The sequence below is a fragment of the Gemmobacter sp. 24YEA27 genome, assembly GCF_030052995.1.
GTDB lineage: Bacteria > Pseudomonadota > Alphaproteobacteria > Rhodobacterales > Rhodobacteraceae > Pseudogemmobacter.
Genome location: NZ_JASJPW010000001.1, coordinates 2858592 through 2884625, shown reverse-complemented (window position 1 = coordinate 2884625; position 26034 = coordinate 2858592). Strand labels below are relative to the sequence as shown.

The following is a 26034-nucleotide window of genomic DNA, read 5'->3' as shown; positions in this document are numbered from 1 at the left end:
CCGCCTTTGCTTCAGGCCAGATCAGGCGCCCAGATAGGACTGGCAGGAGATCGGCCCCTGGGCGGGGTAGAGCATGATCGGCGGCAGCTCATAAAGTCCCTCATAGCGCCCGAGAATCCAGCCGGCGCGGTCATGATAGGTCCAGCAGACCGGCTGATCTGGCTTGTCCTCGTAAAGGAAGCAGATGTTGTCGCCGACCTGGTCCCAGCTGCCATGCATGCAGCGTTCGGCGTCACGCCAGATCACCCTCTGACCGGAGAGGAAGCTTTCGACGCCGTAAAGGCCGCTCTCGGAATCATAGGTGTCGAAGGTCTTGCCCCGGGTCAGCGCATCAAACTGCGCCGCGTCGAGCGCGGGGTCAGAGCCGGCCTCAGGGGCGGTATCGGGCAGACCTTCGGGCGCCTCATCGCCGAACTCGGCCTGGGGCGGCGACTGAAATTGCTGTGCACCCCCATCCTGGGCCATGACCGGGGCGGCCAGCAGGGCCAGGACGGCCAGAAAAGGCGTCATGCCACGGATTGTTGTCGTCATTTTACACCCCCACATCCGGCGCGGGGCAGGCCAGCGGCTCCGGCGTTTCGTTGATCACGGTCAGTTCTGATCCCTCAAAGCCATTGGCCGACAGCGCGCGAAGCTCGTCCCCTTCGGTCCAGAAGGTCCAGCAATGCTCGCCAACCCCGTATTCATAGACAAAGCAGATCAGGCCCTCACGTTCAAACCAGCTGCCATACTGGCATTCATCGGGCGAGGTCTTCCAGCGCACCTTGCGATTGGGCAGATATTCCTCGATCCCGAAGATCGAACCATATTGCGACCAGGTGAGGGTCTTGCCCTCGACATAGGCGTCGAATTCCGCCGCAGTCATGGGGGTGACCGTGTCAGCCGCGCCCGGCTGAGCGACGCCCTGGAATAAGGCGATCCCGAAAACGAGCCCGAGGCTGCGGGAAAGGGCAGGGGTGAGACGCATCTGAACTCCTTTAGCGCAGTCTGGCGGCGGGGGGATCTGCCGGGCCGGGTCCGTCCTGGGGCGAAACCTGCCAGAGGCTCGCGGAATATGCCAGTCAGGCATCTGTTACCCCGGGATTTGCCCCGGGCCCCGTATCGCTTTGGCGCCAGCGTTTCAGATGCGGCCGGATGGCCCGCGCCCAGGTGCGGGGCAGGAAGGCAAGCGTGCAGGCCACTGGCAGCGGCCAGGGCAGGCGCGGCGCCTCATCGGCCTCGGGCAGGCGCAAAGCGGGCCAGGGGCGCGTGGGATGGGCGTGATGGTCAGAATGGCGCGGCGCGTTCAGCATCATGGCCGAGCTGAACCAATGCGCGGTGTTCCAGCTGTGGCGCGGCCCGACCGGCTCTGGCCGGCCATTTTCGAGGATGCGGCGTCTGAGCCCGTAATGCTGCACATAATCCGAGACGAGGATCTGCATCTGGGCATGAACCCCCAGGAGGAGCCATGCGAGGATCCCGGCAAGGCCTGCGACCGCAAAGGCCAGGCTCATCGCGATCAGACCGCCAAGCGCATAGATCGCGTAAGGATGCAGGCCCTGACGCGAACGCGCCCTTGCGCGCAGATCGCTTTCCGCCTGCCGCCCCAGACGGAATGACCAGATCCAGGCGCGCGGGGGCAAAGCGGTAAAAGCTCTCGCCTTCGCGGGCGGAATTCGGGTCCTGGTCGGTCGCGACAAAGCGGTGATGCACCAGGCGATGCGCCGAGGCATGCTGGCCGAAGAGGATCGCGGCGTAAAAGGCCTGACCAAGACGGAAAAGCGGGCGTCTGGTCCGGTGGATCAGCTCATGCGCCGCCGGATGGCCGACCTGACCGAGCCAGAAGCCCGATCCGAAGAACATGAGCAGCCGCTGGCCGGCGGAAAGGCCGGAAGCTCCGGCAACTGCCCAGACCGCCACCGGCAGCAGCACGAGAGCTGACAAACCGATCCCGGCCAGAAGCGCATCGGCGCCGGGAAACTCCTGGCCCTCTTCGCCCGCGCCCGCGACCCAGGGGATCAGCTGATCAAGCAGCACCGACAGAACTGCCATGTAAAGGAACCCGGCCCAGAGCCAGGCCCCGCCCATGAAGGCGCCAATGACCAGAAGCGGCACCGGCGTCGCGGCGGCCAGGGCGAAGGCCAGCATCGGGATCGGCGCCGCAGGGGGCGAGAGGAGATCGGGGTCAGACATGATAGCGGCACCGAAGCACGAAACCCGGGCAGGGAAAAGGCCGCGCCGTGTCGCGGGCCAGGCGGGGGCGACAGGCGGGCGCGAAGGTTACCAGGGCCAGGACTGTCTGGCGCAGACCCAATGCCCTTTACTTCACAGGTCAAAATGACCAGGTAAAACACGACAGAATGAAGGGTTTTGCCATGTCGATCTTCCGCAAGCTCAAGGACCGGCTGTTCCGCTCATCCGACAAGATCGGCGAGGGGCTTGATGCCCTTGTTCAGGACGGGGCGGTCCAGGAAGGTGCGGATCACGCGGATGCGGGAGATGCGTGCCAGGGTCAGACTGAAGGGGCCGCGGGTGGAGAGGAGCAGCAACCGGCAGCTGCCGCGACCGGCCTTCCCCAGGCGGAGGCCATTTCGCCAAAACACGCACCGGATGCACCTGAGCGCGCGGCGCCGGTGGATATCGCGCCGCCGGTCCCTGTCAGCCCGGCCGCAGAGGTGGTTCCTGCGCTGGTTCCTGTGGTGCCGCAAGCGGCTGCAGAGCCTGCAAAACCTGGCCTTCTCGGGCGTCTTTTCGGCAGGGGCGAGGCGGCAGAGCCGCGCCGGGTGCTTGATGATCAGATGCTTGAAAGCCTTGAGGAATTGCTGATCCAGACAGATCTGGGCGTGGATACGGCGGTGCGGGTGACTGCCAATATCGCCGAGGGGCGCTTTGGCCGGAAGGTTTCGACCCGCGAGCTGAAAGAGGCCCTTGCCGGTGAGGTCGCGCGGATCATGACGCCGGTCGCGAAACCGCTGCCGCTTTATGCGAAAAAGCCCCAGGTTGTGCTGGTGGTGGGCGTGAATGGCTCTGGCAAGACGACGACCATCGGCAAGCTTGCAAGCCAGTTCCGCGCGGCAGGCAAGACAGTGGTGATCGCGGCGGGCGACACGTTCCGCGCAGCGGCGGTAGAACAGCTGAAGGTCTGGGGCGAGCGCGCCGGGGTGCCGGTTCTGACCGCACCCGAAGGCTCGGACCCGGCAAGCCTCGCCTTTGACGCGCTTGGCCGCGCGCAGGAGGAGGGCGCGGATCTTTTGATGATCGACACCGCCGGCCGGCTGCAAAACCGCCAGGATCTGATGGAGGAACTGGCGAAAATCGTGCGCGTTCTGAAGAAAAAAGACCCGACCGCGCCGCATAATACCCTTCTGGTGCTGGATGCGACCACCGGGCAGAACGCCATCACCCAGGTCGATATCTTCCGCAAAATTGCCGATGTCTCAGGCCTCGTGATGACCAAACTTGACGGCACGGCAAAAGGCGGTGTGCTTGTCGCGCTGGCCGATAAATTCGGCCTGCCCATCCATGCGATCGGTGTTGGCGAGCAGATCGACGATCTCTCTCCCTTCGATCCGGATGACTTTGCCCGGGCGCTGGTCGGGCTGGAGAAATAGCGCCGGTCGCGGCGGCGCCAGACCGGGATAGTGGTGATGTTTTACAAAGTGTTCTCTGGTCGCAAACCTGCTGCTGATGCGACCGCGCTTCGCCGATCTCGACTGAGCGCTTCATATCTGCTTCCTGTGCTTATCGGACTTTGGCTTGGGCTTGCGGAACTGCCGGGGCAGGCGCAGGGGAAGGAAATCCCGGGCGATGAGTGTGCCGCGGCACTGGCGGATTTCCAGCTTGCATTGCAAAACAGCGGGCTGACGCTCAGCGCCGGTTCAAAGAGCAGGACGAATGGTGGCTGCGCCTTTGAAGAGGTTGTGATCCGGGGCGATCGGCGAAATGCGCCGAATTTTTATGCCGATAGCGTGATCATTTCTGGCAGCCTTCTTGCCTGGGACCGCAAGGGCGAGATGCCTTCTGCCGATCTTGTGGTCGAGGCTGCTGGGATGCGCTTTGCCAGTAAGCTGGGGGATGCGCGGACAGATTACCTGCTCGGCGCGCAGGCGCGGGTCGGTGCGATGACGCTTGATCTGACCGCGGCTTGGGACAAGTCGAAGAAAGAAGCGAAGATAAGCCGGTTTGATCTGACCTTTGGGGAGGCGTCGCGCATCCGGTTCGGGGCGCGGCTGAAGAATGTTGATCTCTCGACGCCCGGCACCGCGCAGATGGCGGTTATGAGTGCGGCGCTGACGGAGCTCGATCTTGAGGTGAAGAGCTTCGGTCTGTTCGAGCAGGTCATGCTGCCGCTTCTTGTCAGCAATATACCCGACAATGGCGATGTTCACAGCGAGGCCGATTTCGCGGCGCTGGTGGCTGAGAAAAAGCTGGAATTGCGCACAGCGATCAATCAGCTGCCGGATGCGGCCTTTCCGGCGCCGTCCCGGGCCGCTCTGGCCGCGCTGTTGTCGGATCTGCCTGGTCCGCGCGGCAAGCTGGTGGTGAAGTTCCGCTCTGCCAGCGGTTTTGGTGCGGCGCGGTTCGCGCGTTTTGCGCTGACGGGACTGCCGCAGACGATGAAAGAGCTCGCGCCATTGTTCGATGGCACGCGGTTTGATATCGACTGGCGCCGGGGTGACCGCAGCTGAGCGGTTGCCGGACGCGGCAGGTGGAAGGCGACTATGGCAGAAAAAGCGATCAATCCTGTGCTGAAACAGGTGCTGGAGCTGGGGCCGACGGTGCTCTTTTTCGGGATCTATATGTGGATCAAGGATGAGACATATCTGATCGGCGGCACGGAATATTCCGGGTTCATCGTGGCGGCGGTGGTGTTTGTGCCGATCCTGCTGGCCTCGATTGCGGTGCTCTGGCTGCTGACCGGGCAATTGTCGCGGATGCAGGTCTTTACCGGGCTGGTGGTGATCTTCTTTGGCGGGCTGACGGCCTGGTTCAACGATGCGAGCTTCTTCAAGATGAAGACGACGCTCGTCTATGGGACATTCGCTGCACTGCTGGGGATCGGGCTTTTGCGCCGGCAGAGCTGGCTGGAATGGGTGCTCGGCTCGGCGCTGCCGATGCAGCATGAGGGCTGGATGATCCTGACGCGGCGGCTTGCGCTGGTGTTTCTGCTGCTGGCGGTGGCGAATGAGCTGATCTGGCGAAATATGTCGGAGGCGGCCTGGGTGACGCTGGAGACCTTTGCCTTTCCGGCGGCGCTTTTCGTGTTCCTGATGGTGCAGATCACCATGCTGGGGCGCTATGTGATTGAGCCCGAGGATGAAAAACGCGGCGAGGGCTGAAAGCGGCGAGCGGGGGGCCAGCCCCCCGATGCCCGTGAAGGGCATTCCCCCCGGGATATTTATGGACAGATGAAAGGAGGCCCGGGGATATGGATCCCGGGCCTTTTTACATCAGCGTTTGTAGAGGTTTTCGATGGCGGTCTTGTCGAGGGTGGCGGGCCTTGCATCAGCGGCAAGCGCGATGCCTTTGGCAAAGGCCGGACGCGCCGCGAGGCGGTCAAGCCAGGCTTTGAAATGCGGTTTGTCGCCGATTTGCTGCTGCTGTTTCTCCCAGGCGCGCGCCCAGGGCCAGATCGCGATATCGGCGATGGAGAGGCTGTCACCGGCGACGAAAGCGCGGTCAGCGAGGCGGCGGTCAAGCACGCCGTAAAGACGCCCGACCTCGCGGCGATAGCGGTCCTGGGCATAGGGCAGCACCTGGGGCGGATCCATTTCCGGGGCATAGCGCAGGAAATGATTGGCCTGGCCTGCCATCGGGCCAACGCCGCCCATCTGCCACATCAGCCATTCCTCGACCTGGATCCTCTCGCGTTCGGAGCTGCCGCAGAGCTTGCCGGTTTTGCGGGCGAGATATTGCAGGATGGCACCGGATTCGAAGACGGAGACCGGCGCGCCGTCAGGGCCGTCGGGATCGACAATGGCCGGGATACGGTTGTTCGGCGCAATCGCCAGGAAGTCCGGCGCGAACTGTTCACCCTTGCCGATATCGATCAGCTTCACCTCATAGGGCAGGCCGAGTTCCTCAAGCGCGATGGCGATCTTATGGCCATTGGGCGTGGGCCAGAAATAGAGGCTGATCGGGGCGGACATCGGCATTTCCTGCATCGGTTCTGAACAGCTGCGACTTTGCGCGAGAGCCGGCAGGGATGCAAGCGAGGCGGGTCCGACGGGCGGGCGGGCAAATGCAATTCTGCGCTCTTGCACAAGTGTAAAATTACTGCTTCCATCGCGATTAACGACATGAATCTGTCGTATTGAGAAAAGGTCAGCGCAGATGCCCAGCCCCGAGAGCAAGGTGCAACAGTCAGGAGCAGCAAAGCCTGCCACTGGCGGTGCGGCTGACAGTGCTTTCGGTGGTGCCGGTGCCGGTGCCGGTGTTGGTGCCGGAAACGCGGCCGGGCGCAGTGGTGGCAACCGGAGATTCGTGTTCCTGCTGCTGGACAGGTTCACGCTGCTGGCCTTTGCTTCGGCCATCGAGCCTTTGCGCATCGCAAACCGGGTTGCCGGGCGCAGGATCTATTCCTGGGTTTTGGCGGGAGAGGGCGGCGCATCGGCCACCTGTTCCAATGATACCGCCTTCCGGCTGGATATCGGCCTTGAAGAGATCGACCGCGAAGATGTGATCCTGGTCTGTGGCGGTCTGGACGTGCAGAAGGCGACGTCTAAAGCCGTGCTGTCCTGGCTCCGGCGCGAGGCGCGGCGGGGGGTGACGATCGGCGGGCTTTGCACCGGCGCCTGGGCGCTGGCGAAGGCGGGTCTGCTGGACGGCAAGAAGGCCACGATCCATTGGGAAAACCAGGACGGTTTTCTTGAGGATTTCGATGAGGTGCGGCTGACGAAGTCGGTCTTTGTGATGGATGGCAATCGCTGGTCGACAGCGGGGGGGACCTCGTCGCTTGATCTGATGCTGAAGGTGATTGCGGCAGATCATGGCGAGACGCTGGCCAATACCGTCGCCGACCAGCTGATCTACTCGACGATCCGCACCGATCAGGATACGCAGCGCCTGTCGATCCCGACCCGGATCGGGGTCAGGCATCCGAAGCTGAGCCTCGTGATCCAGATGATGGAGGGCAGCATCGAAGATCCGCTCTCGCCCGCCGATCTGGCCGAGCGCGTGGGGATGTCCACGAGGCAGCTTGAGCGCCTGTTCCGCCGTTACCTCAACCGCAGTCCCAAGCGCTATTATATGGAGCTGCGGCTGTCTAAAGCGCGCAACCTGCTGATGCAGACCGATATGTCGGTGATCAATGTGGCATTGGCCTGCGGTTTTGCCAGCCCTTCGCATTTCTCGAAATGCTACCGGGCGCATTACAACACCACGCCTTACCGCGAACGTGGCACTCAGAGCGGTATGCCCGGCGCGATGCCGGTCCGGCTGTCGATCTGACCGCCGCCATATGAAAAAAGGCGCCCCTCGGGGCGCCTTTTCTTATTGGTCGAGGAAGCTGCGGAGTTTCCGCGAGCGGCTCGGATGTTTCAGCTTTCTCAGCGCCTTGGCTTCGATCTGCCGGATCCGTTCGCGGGTCACCGAGAATTGCTGGCCGACCTCTTCCAGCGTGTGGTCGGTGTTCATGCCGATGCCGAAGCGCATCCGCAGCACACGTTCCTCGCGCGGGGTCAGCGAGGCCAGCACCCTTGTCGTGGTCTCTTTCAGGTTCTCCTGAATTGCCGAATCGAGTGGCAGGACCGCGTTTTTGTCCTCGATGAAATCGCCAAGCTGGCTGTCTTCCTCGTCGCCGATCGGCGTCTCAAGCGAGATCGGCTCCTTGGCGATCTTCATCACCTTGCGGACCTTCTCAAGCGGCATCTGCAGCTTTTCGGCCAGCTCTTCCGGCGTCGGCTCGCGGCCGATTTCGTGCAGCATCTGGCGGCCGGTGCGGACCAGCTTGTTGATCGTCTCGATCATATGGACCGGGATACGGATCGTGCGGGCCTGGTCAGCGATAGACCGGGTGATCGCCTGGCGGATCCACCAGGTCGCATAGGTCGAGAATTTGTAGCCGCGGCGATATTCGAACTTATCGACCGCCTTCATCAGACCGATGTTACCTTCCTGGATAAGATCCAGGAATTGCAGGCCGCGGTTAGTGTATTTCTTGGCAATCGAGATCACCAGACGCAGGTTGGCCTCGACCATTTCCTTCTTGGCCTGGCGGGCCTCTTTCTCGCCCTTCTGGACCTGGTTCACGATGCGGCGGAATTCGCCGATATCGACGCCGATATACTGGCCGACCTGGGCCATGTCAGCGCGCAGCTCTTCGACCTTTTCGAGGCTCTTCTCGATCAGGGTCTGCCAGCCACGGCCGGCTTTCTCGGCCATGCGTCTGACCCAGGACGGATCGAGCTCAAAGCCCTGGTATTCCGCGATGAATTCCTGGCGGTTGATCCGTGCGGCATCCGCCAGCTTCACCATGCCGGAATTGATCGACATGATGCGCTTGTTGATGCCGTAAAGCTGGTCGATCAGCGCTTCGATCCGGCTGTTGTTCAGATGCAGCTCGTTCACGAGCAACACCATCTCGCCGCGCAGCTTCTGATAAGCGCCTTCCTCGGTGGTGGTAAAGCGGGTCGAGGACGACATCGTCGCCGCCATCCGCTGTTCCTGCATCTCGGAAAGCTGCGCGTAATTGGCCGCGATCTGCTCGAGGATCTCAAGCACTTTGGGGCGCAGCGTCGCCTCCATCGCGGCCAGCGACATGTTCGAGCCGTCGTCATCCTCGTCATCGACGTCTTCGCGCGAGATCGGATTGCCGTCGGCATCCAGCTCGGGCTCGTTCGACGCGCGGCGCGGCGCGGCATCGGCCGAGACCACGCCCATTTCGTCAAGCGGCGGGCCTTCAAGCTCTTCGTCGCCATCGAGATTGCGCCCGAAGGTCGCCTCGAGGTCGATCACGTCGCGCAGGAGGATCTCTTCGGACAGAAGTTCGTCGCGCCAGATGGTGATCGCCTGGAAGGTCAGCGGGCTTTCACACAGCCCGGCAATCATCGTGTTGCGACCGGCCTCGATCCGTTTCGCGATGGCAATCTCGCCTTCGCGCGACAAAAGCTCGACCGAGCCCATTTCGCGCAGATACATCCGCACGGGGTCATCGGTGCGGTCCAGCGTCTCGGCGGCAGGGCCCGCAAGGGCCACTTCGCGCGAGCCGGGGGCTGCGCCCGGATCGATCAGCTCAGAGCCGGTGCCGCCGTCCTCGGCTTCCTCGGCCTCGTCATCTTCAACGACATTGATGCCCATTTCCGAGAGCATCGACATCACGTCTTCGATCTGGTCCCCGGAGACCTGATCGGGCGGCATGACGGCGTTGAGCTGCTCCATCGTGATATAGCCGCGCTCACGAGCGTCGGCGATCATTTTCTTGACGGCAGCCTGCGACATGTCGAGCGAGATGTCAGTCTCGTCGCCATCCTGCTTAACGTCGTCATTTTCCTTGAGGGCCATGGATGCTCCTGTGGGGATGGTGCGAATCGCGCTTCTTTTAGTCGAATCAATAACGCGAATCACAGCGGGGGAAAGGGCGAATCATACATGTCAGCCCGGTCTGGCCTTGCCACCGGCACTGAAATCAATCGAATCGAACAATTTCTGGCGTCTGTCGAGTTCCTCGCGGTCCAGTTCGACGCCATTTGGCGCAATAACCGATTCGGTTTTCTGGTCCTGTGGCCCCCGGCTGGCGCTGACTTTGGCCTCTGCCGCCTTTGACAGCCGCCAGGTCAGACCCTCATCCACGAGGCCAGAGAGGTCCTCGACCGCTTCGGCAAGTTCAACCCGGTGACCGCGATCGGCCTGGAGCCGCGCCAGCGCTTCTTCGACACAGGCAGCCGCGAAGTCTTCATCTGCCTTTGGCTGCAAACCGGGGTTGGAACGCACATGGTTACTGCGGGTCAGCTCGTCAAGAAGGCCGGGGCTGTCGGTCTCGATCAGCGCGCGGCAATCGGGGGCGTGGAAATGCGTCAGGATCAGGTTGCGCAGCCGGAAATGCGCCTCGTTGCTCATCTCCAGCCGTTCCAGATCGCTTTCAAACCGCGCGACAAGGCCCGGAAAACGCATCAGAATCGCCAAAGCAACCGCTTCGCGGATCCCGTCCGAGACCCGGCTGGGATAAAGCAGATCCGCCTCGGTACCCGCCAGCGCCGAGTTTTTTGCCGCATCAGTTGCAGGCAGCGCGGGCGGCACGAATTTGCCACCGCGCATCTGGCCGCGCGGGCCTGGTTGCCAGGGCCGGCCCGGGTTGCGCGCCGCCGGACGGCGGCCCTGGCGGAACAGTTCCCAGCGAAGTTCCTTGATATCCTCGCCGTAATGGCTGCGGATCGAGGGGTCCTGGATGCGTTTCAGCGCCGCGCGCAGGTTTTTGTCCAGCGCCGCTTTGCGCTCGGGGCTGTCGAAAACCTGACCCTCGGTTTCGCGGTTCCACAACAGCCGCACCATCGGCTGGGCAGCGTCCAGCACCTCCTGCAGCGCAGGTGCACCACGCGCCCGGATCAGATCGTCCGGGTCGAGGCCGTCCGGCATCACCGCAAATCTGAGCCCTTTGCCCGCCTCCAGCAGCGGCAGAGCAAGGTCGATCACCCGCAAAGCCGCCCGGATCCCCGCCTTGTCGCCATCCAGCGCAATCACCGGCTCATCCGAGATCCGCCACAAAAGCCGCAGCTGGTCTTCCGTGACCGCCGTGCCCAGAGGCGCCACCGCCGCCTGGAACCCGGCCTCGGAGAGCGCGATCACGTCCATATAGCCTTCGGCCACGATCAGGCGCTGGCCCTTGCCGGCGGCCTCGCGCGCCGGTCCATGGTTAAAGAGGCTGCGACCCTTGTCGAACAGCTCGGTCTCGGGGCCGTTGAGGTATTTCGCCTGATCATTCGGGTCCATCGCCCGCCCGCCAAGGCTGATTGCACGGCCACGCCCGTCGCGGATCGGAAAGATGATGCGATTGCGGAACCGGTCATAGGGCTCTTTTCCTTTGGCCGAGGTCGCACAGAGCCCGGCATCGACCAGCAGCTCTTTCGCGATGCCCCGGCCGGTCATCGCCTGGTACAGCCCCGACCAGCCATCGGGGGCGAAGCCGATCTCCCAGCGGTCCTGGGCAGGTTCGGAAAGCCCGCGTTTCGCCAGATAGGCGCGGGCGTCAGAGGCGGCCTGGGTCTTCAGCTGCAGGCGGAACCATTTCACCGCCTCTTCCATCACCTCGATCAGCTGCGTGCGCCGGTCGGCCTTTTCGGCCGCGCGCGGGTCGCGCTCGGGCATCTGCATGCCGGCCTCAGAGGCCAGCACTGCCACCGCCTCCATGAAACCGAGATTCTCGCTTTCCTTGATAAAGGTCAGCGCGTCGCCCTTCGCATGGCAACCAAAGCAGTAATAAAACCCTTTGCGATCATCGACATGGAAGCTTGCGGATTTTTCCTGATGGAAGGGGCAGGGCGACCACCAGTCGCCTTTGGCCATATTGGATTTGCGCATATCCCAGGTGACCTTCCGGCCGACCACGGCGGAAAGCGAGACGCGGTTGCGCAATTCATCAAGGAAACCGGGGGGCAGGCTCATGGTGCCAAATATGGGGCGAGCCGCGCCCGGATGCCAGCCCAAACCTGAGCGACGACCGGGCCGGTAAGGTTTCGCTAACCTGAACAGAGCTTCCCTCGGGAAGGTGGCGCTAAAATGCGCGCGCTACCGGGGAACCACAGGGTCGGCAGGTCCCGGTGGCAAGGGCTGAGAACGAGGAATGCAGGAGCCCTTGCCGTAACCACATTCATGCGCGAGGGATCGAAAGACGCGCCGGAAAAGACGCGGGCCGGGTCTTGTGCCGCAACGGTCCCGGTCCCCGGGATCTCAGGCTGATCTGCCCGCGCGCGTTCCCACGGCAGTTTGCACCCATGGCAGCACAGCGCTGAAAGGCCGGTCACAAGCTGGGGAGCAGGGCCGCTCACATGCCTCTGGCCCTTGTTCTCGGGCGTGGGCCGGGTATTGGTTACGCAGATGTGAAGAACGATGTGATGTCCGGGTGGCCTCGCCCCCGGCCAGCCGGAAGCAGCGAGACCGTATGATCATTTCCCGTTTTAAATCTCTGGTTGCGCCCTTCAGGGTGATCACTGCCGCGACAGCCGCAATGGTGCTGTCAGTGCCATTTGCTGCGCCCTCTGCGGCGCAGGAGCGGCGCTGGATCCAGGTCGAGGCGCTGCCGGGTCTTGCGCGGGCCAATGAACGCGCGGCGGCTTTCGGCGCGGAATTCGGAAATGTCTGGGGATTTGGCCTGCCATCGGGATGGTATGGCGTGGTGCTTGGCCCCTATGACGGGGCCGAGGTGGGCTCGGTGCTTTCGGCGCTGAAATCGGGCGCGCGGATCCCGGCTGACAGCTATATCACCGATGGCGCAGAGTTCAGGGCGCAATTCTGGCCACCGGAGGGTTCTGTCCCGGAGAGGGTCCTGCAGCCCGAGGTCGCCGTTGAGGCTCTGCCCGATCCGGCTGCTGAGCCGGCTCCCGAGCCGGCGGTGATCGCCGGGCAGGTGGCGGAGCCTGCGGTTATCGAAGAGACGCCGGCAGAGGCCCGTGCCTCTGAGGCGGTGCTTGACCTGGATCAACGCAAGGAATTGCAGGTCGCGCTGCAATGGTTCGGGTTTTACAATGGTGGCATCGACGGCGCGTTCGGGCCGGGCACCCGCAACTCGATGGCGGCCTGGCAGGCGGCCAGCGGGCATGAGGCAAGCGGCATTCTGACCACGGCACAGCGCGCGGCCCTGGTCGGGGCGCATCAGGGCGAAGTTGCGGCTTTCGGCTTTGCCCTTGTCGAGGAACAGGAAAGCGGCATTGACGCGACCCTGCCGCTGGCATTGGTGGAATTCGACCGTTACGAGCCGCCTTTCGTACATTTCCGCGAGAAAAACGGCTCGGGCCTGTCGATTGTGCTGATCTCGCAGCCGGGGGATGCCAGCAGTCTTGGCGGGCTTTACGAGGTTATCAGTTCGCTGACAGCCATGCCTGCGGGCGGCGCGCGTGAGCGCAGCGATACCGAGATCCGGCTGTCGGGGCACGGCAGCGGCCAGGAGGGCCGCGCCTGGGCCAGGCTTTCGGGCGGGCTGATCAAGGGCTGGATGGCGTTCGGCAAACCGCAAAACGCAGCCCGCGATGCGCGGGTGTTCGAAGTGCTGGACGCGAGCTTCCGCGCGGTTGGCGACACGGCACTTGATCCGGGCCTCGTGCCGCTGGATGAGGCGGCGCGGCGCGGCCTTGTCGCCGGGCTTGAGGTGCAACAGCCGATCCGCAACCGTTCGGGCTTTTATGTCTCGAAAGCGGGGGCGGTGCTGACCACGGTTGACGCGGTGAAAACCTGCAGCCGCATCACGCTTGACCATGCGGTCGAGGCGAAGCTGGTGGTGGAGGATGCGACGTCGGGGCTTGCGGTTCTGCAGCCGGTGACGGCGCTGGCACCGCCTGCGGTGGCGGAATTCAGCAGTGACGCGAGGCCGGGTGCGGGCGTCGTGGTCGCAGGCTATCCCTATGAGGGGCGGCTGCCGGCGCCGGTTCTGACCCATGGCGCCTTTGAGGAGGCCCAGGGGCTGGACGGTGCGGCGGGTATATTGCGTCTGACGGTCGCGACCCGGCCGGGCGATGCAGGTGGTGCGGTGATCGACGGATCGGGGGCGGTGCTTGGCATGTTGCTGCCCGAATTGCGCGACAGCACACGCGATCTGCCCGCCGATGTTGCCTTTGCCGCCGATGCAGCGCGGGTGGCCGGCGTGCTGGCCCAGGCCGGTATCACGCCGCTGGAGCGCGCGAGCACGGTTGCCCTGCCGCCCGAGAGCCTGACCCGCGAAGCACGCGGGATGACGGTGCTGGTCTCGTGCTGGGACCAGCCCTGATCTGAGCTGGTGGCCAGGCGGGCGGGGGGGCTTTGGGTTACCCTTTGGCCCGCCTCAGGCCCGCCAGAATGCCGGCAAAAGCAGCACGAGCACCGCAAGCAGCCCGAGCCGGCCGAGGATCATCGCAAGCCCCATCACCGCAATCGCCGCATCGGGGAATTCCACGAATGTGCCGGTGCGCTCGACCAGCGGGCCAAAGCCGTAACCGACATTGCCAAGCGTCGTCCAGATCGCGAACATCGCCGATTCCAGATCCACCCCCACCAGGGTCAGCACGACACTGAACAGGCCGAGGATCAGGATATAGCTTGAGATGAACATGATCAGCGCCTGGATCAGATCATCTTCGACCGTGCGCCCGTCATATTTGACCGCTTCGACCGAGTTCGGCCATGCAATCCGCCGCACCTGGGCGCGAAGCACCGAAAAAGCGATCTGCACCCGGAACACCGAGAGCCCCGAAGCCGTCGATCCGGCACAGGCGCCGACGATGCCGATGATCAGCGCGACCACCAGCATCAGCCCGTCCCAGGACGGGAAACTTCCCGAAAAGAACCCGGTCGAGGACATGATCGAGGTCAGGTTGAACAGGCTTTCGCGGAAGGCCGGCTCGATCTCCATATCAGCGGTAAGGATCCGCCAGACCGCGACGATCATCACTGCGCTCAGCAGCCAGCGCAGATAGGCCCGGACCTGCGGATCATGCCAGAGCGCGAAGGGCTGGCCATTCACCATCTGCACATAGCGGATGAAAGGCAGGCTACCCGCCAGCATGAAAAACACCGCGATATATTCGCCGGCGCCCTGGAAGTTGTTGAAAGAATGATCATAAGGCGAAAAGCCTCCGGTCGCGACCGTGGTCATGCCATGCACCACCGCGCCAAGCGCCGGCATCCCGATCATGAGATATGAGACCATGCAGGTCAGGGTCAGCGCGGCATAGATCAGCATCAGCTGGCGCGCGATATCAGTGGCGCGGGGCAGGGCCTTGCCAAAGGTGTCGAAACCCTCGGTGCGGAAGAACTGCATGCCGCCGACCCGCATCAGCGGCAGGAAGATCATCGCGATAATGGCGATCCCGAGCCCGCCGATCCAGGTCGTCATGCCGCGCCAGAGGTTCATCCCCATCGGCAGATGATCGAGGCCGGTGATCACAGTAGCCCCGGTGGTTGTGAGGCCCGAGACCGCTTCGAACCAGGCATGCAGATAGCTCAGACCAGGCTCTCCCAGCACATAGGGCAGGCCCGCGAACAAGGGCAGAATGAACCAGATCGCCGAGGTCAGAAGCCAGGCCTGCCGCACCCCGAGCGCCGCTGTCTGGCTGTTCGCCGTCGACAGGGCAAGGCTCACGCCGGCAAAACCGGTGATCAGAGCAGACCGCAAAAAGGCACGCGCATTCGGATCGCCCGACCGCCAGTCGAGAATCGCAGGCGCGACCATCAGAATGGCGAGGACGATCAGAATCCGTCCGATCACATAGGCCACGGGTCTGAGGTCGATCATGGGGCAAGGCTTAGGCCCGCGCGGCGCCCCCGTCAAACCCCCGCTGACGTCAGGGCCTCAGGCACTCAGCCGGCGCAGCTTTTCCAGCACAGGAGGCGTCAGCCGGTAGCGCCCGGTCATACGAAACTCCAAAAGCCGGTCCTCGACCCTGGTGCCGGCACCGATATTATGGATGATCAGCGGGCGCGGTCCGGCGAGGCCGGTCCCCACCACCATCAGATGCGCCAGATCGCCGGGAATGAGGCAGGTCACCACATCACCTGGCAAATGGTCGGCAGCGGTTTCGCTGATCGGCAGCTCTGCGCCCACCCGCTCGAAAAGGCGCCTGAGATTGGGCACCCGGCGATGGTCGATATTGCGGTCGGTCCGCGTCAGGCCCCAGTTTTTCGGATAGGCCGCGAAATCCGCCTTCATATCGCGGTTGATCGCGACTTGCAGGTCAATGCTCTCGGCCACCCGCAGCGCCCGGACCAGAACATCGGTGCAGACCCCGCGATCCGGCGCCACATCACCGCCGGGAAAATCCAGCGCGACATAGGCCGGATCATATATCCGCACGACGCCTTCCTGTGCCTCGGCCGCCTGCGCGATCTTCTGGCCGGCCGTTGCGCCCTCCGCCCTGAGAACCGCCGGCATGACGAAAGGCACTGCCAGCAGGCTCAGGACAGAACGGCGGATCATCTTCTACCCCACATGGAACAGTGACTGGAACAGGCGCGGATCCAGGCTGGTGGCCGCGAATGTCGGCCCCTCGGTCAGCAAGGATACCGCATCATGGGAATGCAGGCTTTCCTGATGGCTCGCCATCACGCGAAAGTCACCGATCGCCGGATCCGCGCGCAAAACCTCGTAAAAAGACCGCGCCGCATCCTCGACAAAGATCGGATTGGCGCCGTTCAGCTCGGCAAAGGCCTGCTCATCCTCGCGTTTCACCATCACTTGGGTCTCGGTCACAACCGCCTTTCGCGCCAGATCGATCAGATCCTCGAACCAGAGCATCTCGCCGGTCTTCACCACAACAGACAGCCGCGCGACCGAGCGTTGCGAATGCGGCGTTGCGAGCTGGCCGCGCGTGCGCCGCGCATGTTCTGACAATTCCAGCGAACAGGGGCAGGTCGAGGAATAGACATAATCAAGATGCATGATCTTGATGCGTTCCCCATTCAGATCAACCAGTTCCAGTGCGAAATCGTAATATTGCCAGCCCGACAGCCCCGATCGCAGGCTCTCCACCTTCACCGGGAAAGAGAACCGCATCTGGATCCGCGCATCGAAACTGTCGAGATCGCGGCGGTAATCCTCCAGCGCCGCTTCGATCACCTCGAAACTGAACTGCTCTTCCGCATGGGCGTAAAATGACCGCATGATGCGGCTCATATTGATGCCCTTTTTCTCCGCCTCCAGGCTTACCGTGCCGGTCACGCTGGTCTCCAGCATCACCTCTCCGGCCGCGCGTGTCCGGAACCGGATCGGCAGGCGGAAATTCGAGATCCCCACATGCTGGATCTGCGTCTTTGCGCCGACGATCAGGCTCGCCGGCCCGTTTTGCAGATCAGGAAGCGTGGCGCGGTAAGCCTGATCAACCGCGAAATCCTCGGGATAGGCGCGGCGCAATGCGGGATAGGACAGATCGGGCAGCAGATTGCCAATCGAAGGGTCAAGCCCCGCGATCTCCTCTTCGCCCGCCTCCTCTGCCCAGCGACGCAAAGTCAAAAGCGCGGCCGCGGCCTCCTCGCGCGAGGGCGCGCGGTCGGTAATCCTGTCATGGCGTGTCATGGGAAGATCCTTTCGGTTCCGGCCGCGCCTCCTTCCCGGGGGCATCGGGCCGTCAATTTCCGGATGAACCAGCGGAATGATAAATCGCCGGGACGCCTATGAGATAGGCACTGGCGCCGCGAAAGCAAGCTCGAAACGCTGCTGCCTTCCTCCTGAGCGAAATACTTCGGAGGGGCGGGGGGCTGGCCCCCGCCGCCAGTGGCTCACACCAGTGCCAGCGCCTGATCAAGATCGGCGATCAGATCGCCCGCATCTTCCAGCCCGACCGAGTACCGGATCATCCCCGGCGCGATCCCGAGGCTCACTTTCTGCTCATCGGAAAGCCGCTGATGCGTGGTGGTCGCGGGATGCGTAGTAATCGATTTCGCATCGCCGAGATTGTTCGAGATCTTCGGGATTTCCAGCGCGTTTTGCAGCCGGAACGCGCCCTCTTTGCCGCCCTTGACCACAAAACTCACAATCGTGCCGCCGGTTCCCATCTGCGCCATCGCGAGATCATATTGCGGATGTGACTTCAGGCCTGGAAACAGAACTTTCTCAATCTTATCATGATCTTCCAGGAAGGTCGCAATCTCCAGCGCCGAAGCCGCCATCGCCCGGCAGCGCAGATCCAGCGTCGCCATACCGTTGAGCATGATCCAGGAGGTGAACGGGCTCATCGCGCCGCCGGTGTGTTTCATATAGGGCTGCACGACCTTCTGGATATAGTCGGCCGACCCACAGATCACGCCGCCAAGCGCGCGGCCCTGGCCGTCGATATGTTTGGTGGTCGAATAGATCACTACATCGGCGCCCAGATCGACGGCGCGCGAAAAAATCGGCGTCGCGAACACATTGTCGCAAATCACCAGCGCGCCGTGACGATGCGCAATCTCGGCAACCCCTTTGACATCAACGATATCAAGTGTCGGGTTCGCCATGCTCTCGAAGAAGACGGCCTTCGTCTCCGGCGTCACGGCGGCCTCCCAGGCCGCCAGATCGGTGCCGTCGACGAAAGTGACCTTCACCCCGTAACGCGTCAGCACGTCTTCAAGGATGTAAAGACAGGATCCGAACAGCGCTTTGGCCGAGACCACATGATCCCCGGCCCTGAGCAGCGCGGTCAGCGCGCCATTGACCGCTGCCATGCCGGAGGCGGTCGCAAACGCATCCTCGGTGCCCTCAAGCCCCGCGATGCGCTCTTCGAACATCCGCGTGGTGGGGTTGCCGTAGCGCGCATAAATGAATTCATCGGCGCCCGATTTGATGAACCGCGCCTCGGCGGTTTCGGCATCGGGATAGGCGAAGCCCTGCGTCAGGAAAATCGCCTCGGCCATCTCGCCGTACTGGCTGCGGCGGCTGCCTTCATGGACAAGTTTGGTGCGTGTCTTCCAGTTCGTCATCGCAGCACAAGGCTCCCGGGCCATAAGCTAATCCAATGACCGGAAAGCGCGGCAGGGCGAAGACGTCCCGTCACCTCTTTAGCGGCTTATTTAACGTGGCCCGCAATCCGGTCAACAAATCGCCACGCGCCTTGCTTACGCCTCGCTTGGGCCAGGGTCAACCGTCACGACACACCCAGCCCGGCGCGCATCAGACCCTGCCGCACCGGCGGCAGCGCATAGAGCATCCCGAGCATACCGCTGCGCAGGGCGCGCAGGGCCGGCGCGCCGGCCATCGAGGCGCGGTTGAGCATGTCGATGCCGCCAACCCGCAGCGTGATATCGCGGTGCCGCGCCCAGTGATAGGCATCCAGGACGTTCTGCACCCCCGGATCGCCGCCAGATCCTTTCACAAGATCCAGCAGCACCCTCAGATCTTTCAGCGACATATTCAGCCCCTGCGCGCCAATGGGCGGCACCACATGCGCGGCTTCGGCCATCAACACGCTGCGCTGTCCCGAAAGCCGCTGCGCCACCTGGCTGATGATCGGCCAGACAAGGCGTCTTGTCGCCAGTTGCATCCCGCCCAGAATGCCACAGGAGCGCGCATTCATTTCGGCCTCGAACTCGGCCTCGGGCAGGGCGGCAAGCCGCGTGGCCTCGGGCCCATGTTCCATCCAGACAACCGAAGACGCATGGCGCCCGTCGCGATCGGGCAGCGGCACCATCGTGAACGGCCCGCCCGAGCGATGCACCTCGGTCGAGACATTGTCATGCGGCAGGTCATGGGTGACCGAAAACACCAGGGCCTTTTGCCCGTAACGAATGGTTTTCACCGGGATATTCAGCGCGTCACGCATCGCTGAATGCCGCCCGTCCGCCGCGATCAACAGCCGCGCCGCGACCTGGGATCCGTCGCTCAGCGTGACCAGCGCCTCACTGTCGCGGGTCATCAGGCCTTTTGTGCCAATCCCCGCGCGGAAGGTCACATTCGGGAGCTTGGCCAGCCGCGCGGCGATCTCGCGGCGCAAAAGCCAGTTCGGCAGGTTCCAGGCGAAGGGCTGGTCGGAAATCTCGGTGGCGTCGAAATCGCGGATGATGCGGGCCGTCGCATTCGTCCCGCCCGCATCTGCCTTTCCGGCATCGACGATCCGCATCACCTGCAACGCCGCCGCATGGGGGGCAAGATGCTGCCAGATCCCGGCCTCTTCCAGCACTGAAACCGAGGGCTGCAAAAAGGCGGTACTGCGCAGATCGGCATCACTTGCCGCCTCGGATTGTGGCGGCGGCGCGGGATCGACGCAGATCACCTCGAACCCGGCCGACCCAAAAGCTGCAGCCGCCGTCAGCCCGGCAATACCGCCGCCCGAGATCAGGATTCCGGTTTCCGCGCGTTTCATGCCGGTTTCATCCCCTGTGGCCTTCTGGCTGCTTCGGCTGCCAGTCTACGCCCTTGGCCCGCGAGGGGCCAGTGGACAGAGAGGCCAGTGGACAGGATGCCGCCCGGGCGGGCGGCTAAAGGGGGCGCATCAGGGCCAGGAAATGGCGATGAAAAAGGCGAAGACCACCGGCACCAGTACCAGTGCCAGCATCGTAAGCGCCGCCATACCCCAGAACTTGATGCCAAGCACGAGGCCAAGGATGACGACCGGCAGGAGCCAGAAGAAATTATTCACATCCTGGTCAATCTCGCGGGCGATCCGGCCAATCAGCGGGATACGGCTGATAAGGCTGCGGCGTGCCGGGCGGGAGGTAAGGGTGAGACTGTCGGACATGGCGGGATCCCTCTGACGGCTCTGGCCGCCCCGGGGAGGGGGCGAAAGCCGTATCTTCAATGACTGATTGGGACATACCGCATTTTCATCGGGCCTTCATCCGCGGGAAAGGCCGGAGGGGCGGGGCGTGGTGTCGCACTGCGGCAATCTGCCTCGCGTCCCGTCTGCTCCTCCGGGCCGCGTTCAGCCGGCCGCAAGCCTGTCGAGGAAGTCACGCAGATCGCCGGTATTGTGGTGGATGTGGTCCTCAACCAGCGGCTCGGGGGCGACCAGAACCGTGGCCATCCCCATCCGGTGCGGCTCCAGCAGGTTGCGCGGATCATCCTCGAACATCGCGCCTCGGCCGGGGTCGAACCCGTCAAGCCGGACGATACAGTCAAAGGCATCGCGGCGCGGTTTCGGCAAATATCCTGCTTCTTCAATGCCATAGATCGCGTCGAACAGGCCGGAAAGCCCGCGCCGCTCCAGCACGCGGGTGGCATAAAGCGTGTCGGCATTGGTGAAAACGATGCGCCGCCCGGGCAGAGCGGCGATCCGGCGGGCAAGGGCATTGTCGCGGCTCAGGCCCGAGAAGTCGATATCATGCACGAAGGCCAGAAAGTCTGACGGATCAATATCATGGCCGGACATCAGGCCGGCAAGCGTGGTGCCATACTCCTGCCAGTACCCATGGCGCAGCGCATTGGCGCTGGCCTCGTCAAGGCCAAGATTGCGCATCACCCAATCGGTCATCTTGCGCTCGATCTGGGGAAAGAGGCAGGCCCCGGCGGGGTAAAGCGTGTTGTCGAGGTCAAAGACCCAGGTGCTGATATTGTTGAAAGCTTCTTTTGGCATGGGCTTTCTTAGCATGGACGCGGGTGGGATGCAGCCGGAACTTGCGCGCAGCCGCAGCGCTTCGGGACCAGGCGGGCTTGCCTGCCGCCGTTCCCGCCTCTAGGGTTCCCGGCCAGGGTTGCGGGGCGCGCGCTTTCTGGTCGGCTGTGCTGGCCCCGGGGCGTCGTCATAGCGCCGCGATGATGCGCGAACAGGAGCGGGTCCAGTGCAGAAAGACGCCTATACGCTGATCCTTGAAGCGATCGAAGCGCGAGAATTCCGGCCTGGCGAGCGGCTGGTCGAAAGCGAGCTTGCCGAGCGATTCGGGGTCTCGCGGACCCCGGTGCGCGAGGCGTTGCAGCGGCTTGAGACGCAATCGATGCTGAAACGCGACGGGCGCAGCCTGATCGTGGCGACGCTGGACCATAATCAGCTGGCAGAGCTTTACGCGGTCAGGACGGAACTCGAAGGTCTTGCCGCACGGCTGGCGGCGCGGCATGCGACTGAAGAAGAGATTCGCGTGCTGCAAAGCATGGTTGCCGATGACCGCGCGCTGCTAGGCGGTGATCCGGCGGCGCTCAGCCGGGCGAATAAGCGCTTTCATCGCCAGATCCATCTTGCCAGCCATAACCGGTTTCTGGTGCAGCAACTGGATCTTCTGCACCGTTCGATGGCTTTGATGGCGCAGACTTCTTTCGCCGCCGAAGGGCGGGACGGGGTTGCCCTTACGGAACATGAGGCGATTGTGACGGCGATTGCGGCGCGTGACGAAAACAGCGCCTGGACGGCTTTGAAAACCCATATCAGCCGGGCCTTCGAGACGCGGCTGAGGGTTGAGGCGGGCGAGCTGAAACTGCGCTGACCCGGGAGCCCGGCGGGCCGGGAAAGCTGATGTCGCAAAGCAGGTATTCAGCCCACAGGCTTTTTACGCTCTGATGCGCCTGCCGCTTCGGCAGTGTCAAAGATCCCGTGGCTGGTCTTGTCCCAGTAGAAGGGGCGGGTGATCAGCTCCCACAGCGCCTTGAGGCCGGCGAAGGTCGCGAGTGGCTGGTAGAAATGCAGGGTGAAGACCCAGAGTTTCGAGATCCTGTGCCCGGCCTGTTTCAGCGCCAGCCAGCCCAGGGTGAAATCGACCGCAGCCGAAAACAGGAAGGCGCCCAGCATTGCCCAGGTGAGGCCGGGGGGCAGGGCCTCGGCCAGGGGATGTGTGAGGCCGAAGGCGATGATCCAGAAGCTCCAGAGCAGCGGTGCAAACAGGGTTTGCAGCGCCGCGAAGAGGAACATCACCTGAAAGCCAAGGAAGGCGCGGGTTCCGACCTCGCGCCAGAGGCTGCACGGGCTGCGCATATGGACGATCCAGGTCATCATATGGCCCTTGATCCAGCGCGAGCGCTGTTTGATCCAGGGGAAGGGGCGGCAATTCGCCTCTTCGCGGGTGACCGTTGACAAGAGCCCGGTACGGTAGCCGGCGCGCGCGAGGCGGATGCCGAGATCGGCATCCTCGGTGACATTATGCGAATCCCAGGCGCCAAGCTCTTCCAGCACATCACGGCGGAAAAACAACGTTGTTCCCCCGAGAGGTACCATGAGCCCGAGCCGCGCCACGCCAGGCAGAATAAGCCGGAACCAGGCGGCATATTCGATGGTGAACATGCGCGCGATCCAGTTGGTCGCCGGGTTGTAATAGTCCAGCACCCCCTGAAGGCAGGCGAGACCCGAATCGCTCTGGCGAAAATGGTCGACAACGCGGCGGATCTGATCGGCTTCGGGCGCATCCTCGGCATCATAGACGCCGATAATCGTGCCATGGCAGTGGTCAAGCGCCACATTCAGCGCGCGCGGCTTTGTCTTAACCCGGCCCGGCGGGACCACAACGATCCGCATCCAGGCCGGCAGTCCGGCGTTTTCCAGAGCGGCGCGGGTCGAATGGTCTTCCGCCTCGACCGCGAGCACCACTTCAAGCAGGTCGCGGGGATAATCGAGCCGGGACAGCCGCCGCACGAGACGCGGTGCGATGTCACTTTCGCGGTAGAGCGCAACGAGGACCGAGACCCGGGGCAGCGGTCCGGTCGCCAGGCGGGGCGGGGGCACGGGGAGCTGACGCAGGGTGGCGATCGCGCAGACCAGTTTCAACAGCGTCGACAGCAGCATCGAGCCAAGCGCCAGAAACAACAGCGCAAGCCCGGTGCTGATCGGGAAATTCGCGACGCTTGCCAGAAGGCAGGCCGCCATTGCGGCGGCGATCAGCCTGAGCCCGATCCCTCCCCAGTCGCGGCAGGAGAGATCGGCCGACACCCTGGTTTCGGCGGCATGGGCGATTTGTGCGCCGCGCACCAGCGTGAGCGCCCGGGCGATGCGTGCGGCTGGTGCCAGCGCCATCAGCACCGGGCCGATCCGTGCTTCGATCACCGGGCGCAGCCGGGCGAAAGCCTCGGGCCGCGCGGTCGCCACCACCGTCACCGCCCCGGCGCGCCATAAGGGCAGAATGCCATGCCGCTGACAGAAACCAGGCCCGAGCCGGTCAATCGCGGCCGCTTCGGGCGGGGGCGAGAGCGGATCGACAAAAGGCGCACCGAAATGGTCTCGGGCTGCTGCGAGGAGATCATCTTCGGCCAGGGTACCATGGGGATGAAAACCGCCACCTGACCCCGACCGGAGCCGCGCCGATGCCGCGGAGCCGGGCTGTTCGGGCCGGATCAGCCCATGGCGGAGCAGCGAAATCGCGAAAGAATCCGCATCCTCTGCGGGACGTCTGGTGGCGGCGCCAGCGGCCCCGCTGTCCTGATAAGGCTGATCCTGGTAAATTCGTTCATGGTAAGTCTGTCTCTGGTCAGGCTGGTTCCGCGACTGGTCGAACAGGGGGGACCGGCGCCGCGGATCTTCCCACCGCGATTTCAGCCAGGCCGCAGCTTCCACCCCCGGGCCGAAGCGGGCGGCGCCACCGATACTGATCAAATGCCGAACTGTCATCGCCTTGCGCATCCCGGGTCACTTCCGGGCCCGAGATTGCGCAAGGATCGGTTAACGGGCAGTTAAGCCTGACTGGACTGATTCAAAAAACTCTGAGCCTGCATCTTCAGAGGGCGCGGCGCGCATTCATCTCGGCGGCGAAGCGCTCGAAGAGATAGTAGCTGTCTTGCGGGCCGGGGCTGGCTTCGGGGTGGTATTGCACCGAAAACACCGGGCGATCCTTGATGGCGATACCGCAATTGGTGCCGTCGAACAGCGAGACATGTGTCTCGATCACGCCTTCGGGCAGGGTATCGGCATCGACGGTAAAGCCATGATTCATCGAGGTGATCTCGACCTTACCCGTTGTCAGATCCTTGACCGGATGGTTGGCGCCGTGATGGCCATGGTTCATCTTGCGGGTCTGGGCGCCAAGCGCCAGCGCCAGCATCTGATGGCCGAGGCAGATGCCAAAGACCGGCAGGTCTTTCTCAAGAACGCCTTTGATCATCGGCACAGCATATTCGCCGGTCGCAGCCGGGTCGCCAGGGCCGTTCGACAGGAACACGCCATCCGGCTTATGCGCCAGCACATCTTCGGCCGTGGCCGAGGCCGGCAGAACCACGACTTCGCAGCCGGTCGAGGCGAGACAGCGCAGGATGTTTTTCTTCGCACCGAAATCGACGGCGACGACTTTGGGGCCGGGGGCCGTGCGTTTGGTATAGCCCTCGGGCCAGGCCCAGCGTTTCTCATCCCAGGTATAGCTTTGCGGACAGGTCACGTCTTTTGCCAGATCGAGGCCGACAAGACCTTTCCAGGCGCGGGCCTTCGCCACCAGCGCCTCGACGTCGAACCTGCCTTCCGGGTCATGGGCGAGGGCCACATGCGGGGCGCCTTGCTGGCGAATGGCGCGGGTCAGGCGGCGGGTGTCGATGCCGCCGATGCCGATGCGGCCGATCTTTGCCAGCCAGGACCGCAGATCGCCGGTCGCGCGCCAGTTCGAGGGCTCGGTCGGATCCCATTTCACCACCATCCCCGCCGCCGCCGGGGCCACGGTCTCGTCATCCTCCGGCGTGATGCCGGTATTGCCGATATGGGGGAAGGTGAAGGTCACGACCTGGCCCGCATAGGAAGGATCGGTGATGATCTCCTGGTAACCGGTCATTGCGGTGTTGAACACGAGTTCGGCCACCGTCTCGCCGGTCGCGCCAAAGCCGTAGCCATAAAAGAGCGTGCCATCCGCCAGCACAAGACAGGCAGTAGGACGGGGTGCTGCATGCGGCATGATTGGCTCCGGAGCGTGAGGGGATTCTGGTATGCTGGCTAAACGGGCGCAACCTATGCCTCTGCCAGGGCAGGGTCAAGGCTTTGGGGGCTTTGATATTGTTGTGAGAAATCAGTGTCTTGGTTCAGAGGTGGTGACTTGCCGGAATCGGCGCCGCATGGCAGGTTAGACACCGGACCGAAGAGGAGCCCCGCGATGAGCCTGCGTAACAGCCTGAATGAGGCGATGAAAGAGGCGATGAAGGCCCGCGATTCTGCGCGGACCTCGACGCTGAGGCTGATCAATGCCGCGATCAAGGATCGGGACATTGCAGAGCGCGGCGAGGGGCGTGGCGACGATGGGGTCGCTGACAGTGAATTGCTGGCTCTCCTGGGCAAGCTGGTGAAACAGCGCCAGGAATCCGCCCGCATCTATGAGGAAGGCGGCCGGCTGGAACTGGCAGAAAAGGAACTGGCCGAGGTGAAGGTGATCTCGGAATTCCTGCCGCGCCAGATGGATCCTGAAGAGGCGGCGGCGGTGATCGACCAGACCATCGCCGCGCTTGGCGCCACCTCGATCCGCGATATGGGCCGGGTGATGGCGGAGCTTAAAGAGAAATACACCGGCCAGATGGATTTCGCGCAGGTCGGCGCCACGATCCGCGCAAAGCTGGCCTGAGGCCAGGTTCAGGGTCGGAGCCAG

22 protein-coding genes, 1 pseudogene and 1 riboswitch are annotated in these 26034 nt (G+C 63.5%); of the genes and pseudogenes, 8 read left to right on the top strand and 15 right to left on the bottom strand.

Going from position 1 to position 26034, the window contains the following annotated elements; genetic code table 11:
* Positions 1–21: 21 nt before the first annotated feature.
* The 3 genes and pseudogenes from QNO18_RS14375 to QNO18_RS14365 all read right to left on the bottom strand — a co-directional run bounded on the left by QNO18_RS14375 (position 22) and on the right by QNO18_RS14365 (position 1782).
* Positions 22–531, bottom strand: a complete 510-nt coding sequence (locus QNO18_RS14375; protein WP_283178224.1) for a hypothetical protein — start codon at positions 529–531, stop codon at positions 22–24.
* Between the two features lies 1 nt (position 532).
* Positions 533–967, bottom strand: a complete 435-nt coding sequence (locus QNO18_RS14370; protein WP_283178223.1) for a hypothetical protein — start codon at positions 965–967, stop codon at positions 533–535.
* Positions 968–1061: 94 nt separating this feature from the next.
* Positions 1062–1782 (bottom strand): annotated as a pseudogene (locus QNO18_RS14365) (fatty acid desaturase).
* On the opposite strand from QNO18_RS14365, the gene QNO18_RS14360 reads away from it, so the two are divergent.
* From QNO18_RS14360 to QNO18_RS14345, 4 genes are all read left to right on the top strand, one after another.
* On the top strand, positions 1711–1920 hold the full coding sequence (locus tag QNO18_RS14360) for a hypothetical protein (protein ID WP_283178221.1): 210 nt from the start codon (positions 1711–1713) through the stop codon (positions 1918–1920). The pseudogene QNO18_RS14365 and the gene QNO18_RS14360 sit on opposite strands and share 72 nt — an antisense overlap.
* Positions 1921–2354: 434 nt before the next feature.
* Positions 2355–3590 (top strand): signal recognition particle-docking protein FtsY, encoded by a 1236-nt coding sequence (gene ftsY / locus QNO18_RS14355; protein ID WP_283178808.1) that lies wholly within the window; start codon positions 2355–2357, stop codon positions 3588–3590.
* Positions 3591–3716: 126 nt separating this feature from the next.
* On the top strand, positions 3717–4667 hold the full coding sequence (locus QNO18_RS14350; RefSeq protein ID WP_283178220.1) for a hypothetical protein: 951 nt from the start codon (positions 3717–3719) through the stop codon (positions 4665–4667).
* Positions 4668–4700: 33 nt separating this feature from the next.
* Complete coding sequence (locus QNO18_RS14345; RefSeq protein WP_283178219.1) at positions 4701–5318, top strand: inner membrane-spanning protein YciB; 618 nt, start codon at positions 4701–4703, stop codon at positions 5316–5318.
* A gap of 111 nt (positions 5319–5429) precedes the next feature.
* Here QNO18_RS14345 and QNO18_RS14340 read toward each other — a convergent pair whose 3' ends face one another.
* Positions 5430–6128, bottom strand: coding sequence for a glutathione S-transferase N-terminal domain-containing protein (locus tag QNO18_RS14340; protein ID WP_283178218.1), 699 nt, complete (start codon positions 6126–6128; stop codon positions 5430–5432).
* A 184-nt stretch (positions 6129–6312) separates the two neighbouring features.
* On the opposite strand from QNO18_RS14340, the gene QNO18_RS14335 reads away from it, so the two are divergent.
* Positions 6313–7428: a GlxA family transcriptional regulator gene (locus QNO18_RS14335; RefSeq protein ID WP_283178217.1), complete on the top strand. Its 1116-nt coding sequence runs from the start codon at positions 6313–6315 to the stop codon at positions 7426–7428.
* A gap of 42 nt (positions 7429–7470) precedes the next feature.
* Here QNO18_RS14335 and rpoD read toward each other — a convergent pair whose 3' ends face one another.
* Both rpoD and dnaG read right to left on the bottom strand, forming a co-directional pair.
* Entirely contained in the window at positions 7471–9480 is a 2010-nt protein-coding gene (gene rpoD, locus QNO18_RS14330; RefSeq protein ID WP_283178216.1) for an RNA polymerase sigma factor RpoD, read from the bottom strand.
* Positions 9481–9570: 90 nt separating this feature from the next.
* Positions 9571–11577, bottom strand: coding sequence for a DNA primase (gene dnaG / locus QNO18_RS14325; protein WP_283178215.1), 2007 nt, complete (start codon positions 11575–11577; stop codon positions 9571–9573).
* Between the two features lie 496 nt (positions 11578–12073).
* On the opposite strand from dnaG, the gene QNO18_RS14320 reads away from it, so the two are divergent.
* Entirely contained in the window at positions 12074–13891 is a 1818-nt protein-coding gene (locus QNO18_RS14320) for a serine protease (RefSeq protein WP_283178214.1), read from the top strand.
* A gap of 54 nt (positions 13892–13945) precedes the next feature.
* Here QNO18_RS14320 and QNO18_RS14315 read toward each other — a convergent pair whose 3' ends face one another.
* From QNO18_RS14315 to QNO18_RS14285, 7 genes are all read right to left on the bottom strand, one after another.
* Positions 13946–15394: a TrkH family potassium uptake protein gene (locus QNO18_RS14315; protein ID WP_283178213.1), complete on the bottom strand. Its 1449-nt coding sequence runs from the start codon at positions 15392–15394 to the stop codon at positions 13946–13948.
* 57 nt (positions 15395–15451) lie between these two features.
* Positions 15452–16075: a DUF1287 domain-containing protein gene (locus tag QNO18_RS14310; RefSeq protein WP_283178212.1), complete on the bottom strand. Its 624-nt coding sequence runs from the start codon at positions 16073–16075 to the stop codon at positions 15452–15454.
* Between the two features lie 3 nt (positions 16076–16078).
* Positions 16079–17170, bottom strand: a complete 1092-nt coding sequence (gene folE2 / locus QNO18_RS14305) for a GTP cyclohydrolase FolE2 (RefSeq protein ID WP_283178211.1) — start codon at positions 17168–17170, stop codon at positions 16079–16081.
* Between the two features lie 203 nt (positions 17171–17373).
* Complete coding sequence (gene metZ / locus QNO18_RS14300) at positions 17374–18552, bottom strand: O-succinylhomoserine sulfhydrylase (RefSeq protein ID WP_283178210.1); 1179 nt, start codon at positions 18550–18552, stop codon at positions 17374–17376.
* A gap of 57 nt (positions 18553–18609) precedes the next feature.
* Positions 18610–18688: riboswitch (SAM riboswitch) on the bottom strand.
* Positions 18689–18716: 28 nt separating this feature from the next.
* On the bottom strand, positions 18717–19931 hold the full coding sequence (locus QNO18_RS14295) for a UbiH/UbiF family hydroxylase (protein WP_283178209.1): 1215 nt from the start codon (positions 19929–19931) through the stop codon (positions 18717–18719).
* Between the two features lie 129 nt (positions 19932–20060).
* On the bottom strand, positions 20061–20306 hold the full coding sequence (locus QNO18_RS14290) for a hypothetical protein (protein WP_283178208.1): 246 nt from the start codon (positions 20304–20306) through the stop codon (positions 20061–20063).
* A gap of 183 nt (positions 20307–20489) precedes the next feature.
* Positions 20490–21140, bottom strand: coding sequence for a pyrimidine 5'-nucleotidase (locus QNO18_RS14285; protein WP_283178207.1), 651 nt, complete (start codon positions 21138–21140; stop codon positions 20490–20492).
* Positions 21141–21345: 205 nt separating this feature from the next.
* Between QNO18_RS14285 and QNO18_RS14280 the strand changes: the two genes are divergently transcribed.
* The gene (locus QNO18_RS14280) at positions 21346–21981 is read left to right on the top strand and encodes a GntR family transcriptional regulator (RefSeq protein WP_092898108.1); all 636 of its coding nucleotides are present in this window, start codon (positions 21346–21348) and stop codon (positions 21979–21981) included.
* 47 nt (positions 21982–22028) lie between these two features.
* On the opposite strand, the gene QNO18_RS14275 is transcribed toward QNO18_RS14280, so the two are convergent.
* Together QNO18_RS14275 and carA are read right to left on the bottom strand one after the other, a co-directional pair.
* Entirely contained in the window at positions 22029–23816 is a 1788-nt protein-coding gene (locus tag QNO18_RS14275; protein WP_283178807.1) for a glycosyltransferase, read from the bottom strand.
* Between the two features lie 379 nt (positions 23817–24195).
* On the bottom strand, positions 24196–25353 hold the full coding sequence (gene carA, locus QNO18_RS14270) for a glutamine-hydrolyzing carbamoyl-phosphate synthase small subunit (protein WP_283178206.1): 1158 nt from the start codon (positions 25351–25353) through the stop codon (positions 24196–24198).
* Positions 25354–25548: 195 nt separating this feature from the next.
* Between carA and QNO18_RS14265 the strand changes: the two genes are divergently transcribed.
* On the top strand, positions 25549–26010 hold the full coding sequence (locus QNO18_RS14265) for a GatB/YqeY domain-containing protein (protein WP_283178205.1): 462 nt from the start codon (positions 25549–25551) through the stop codon (positions 26008–26010).
* The last annotated feature ends 24 nt before the right edge of the window (positions 26011–26034 follow it).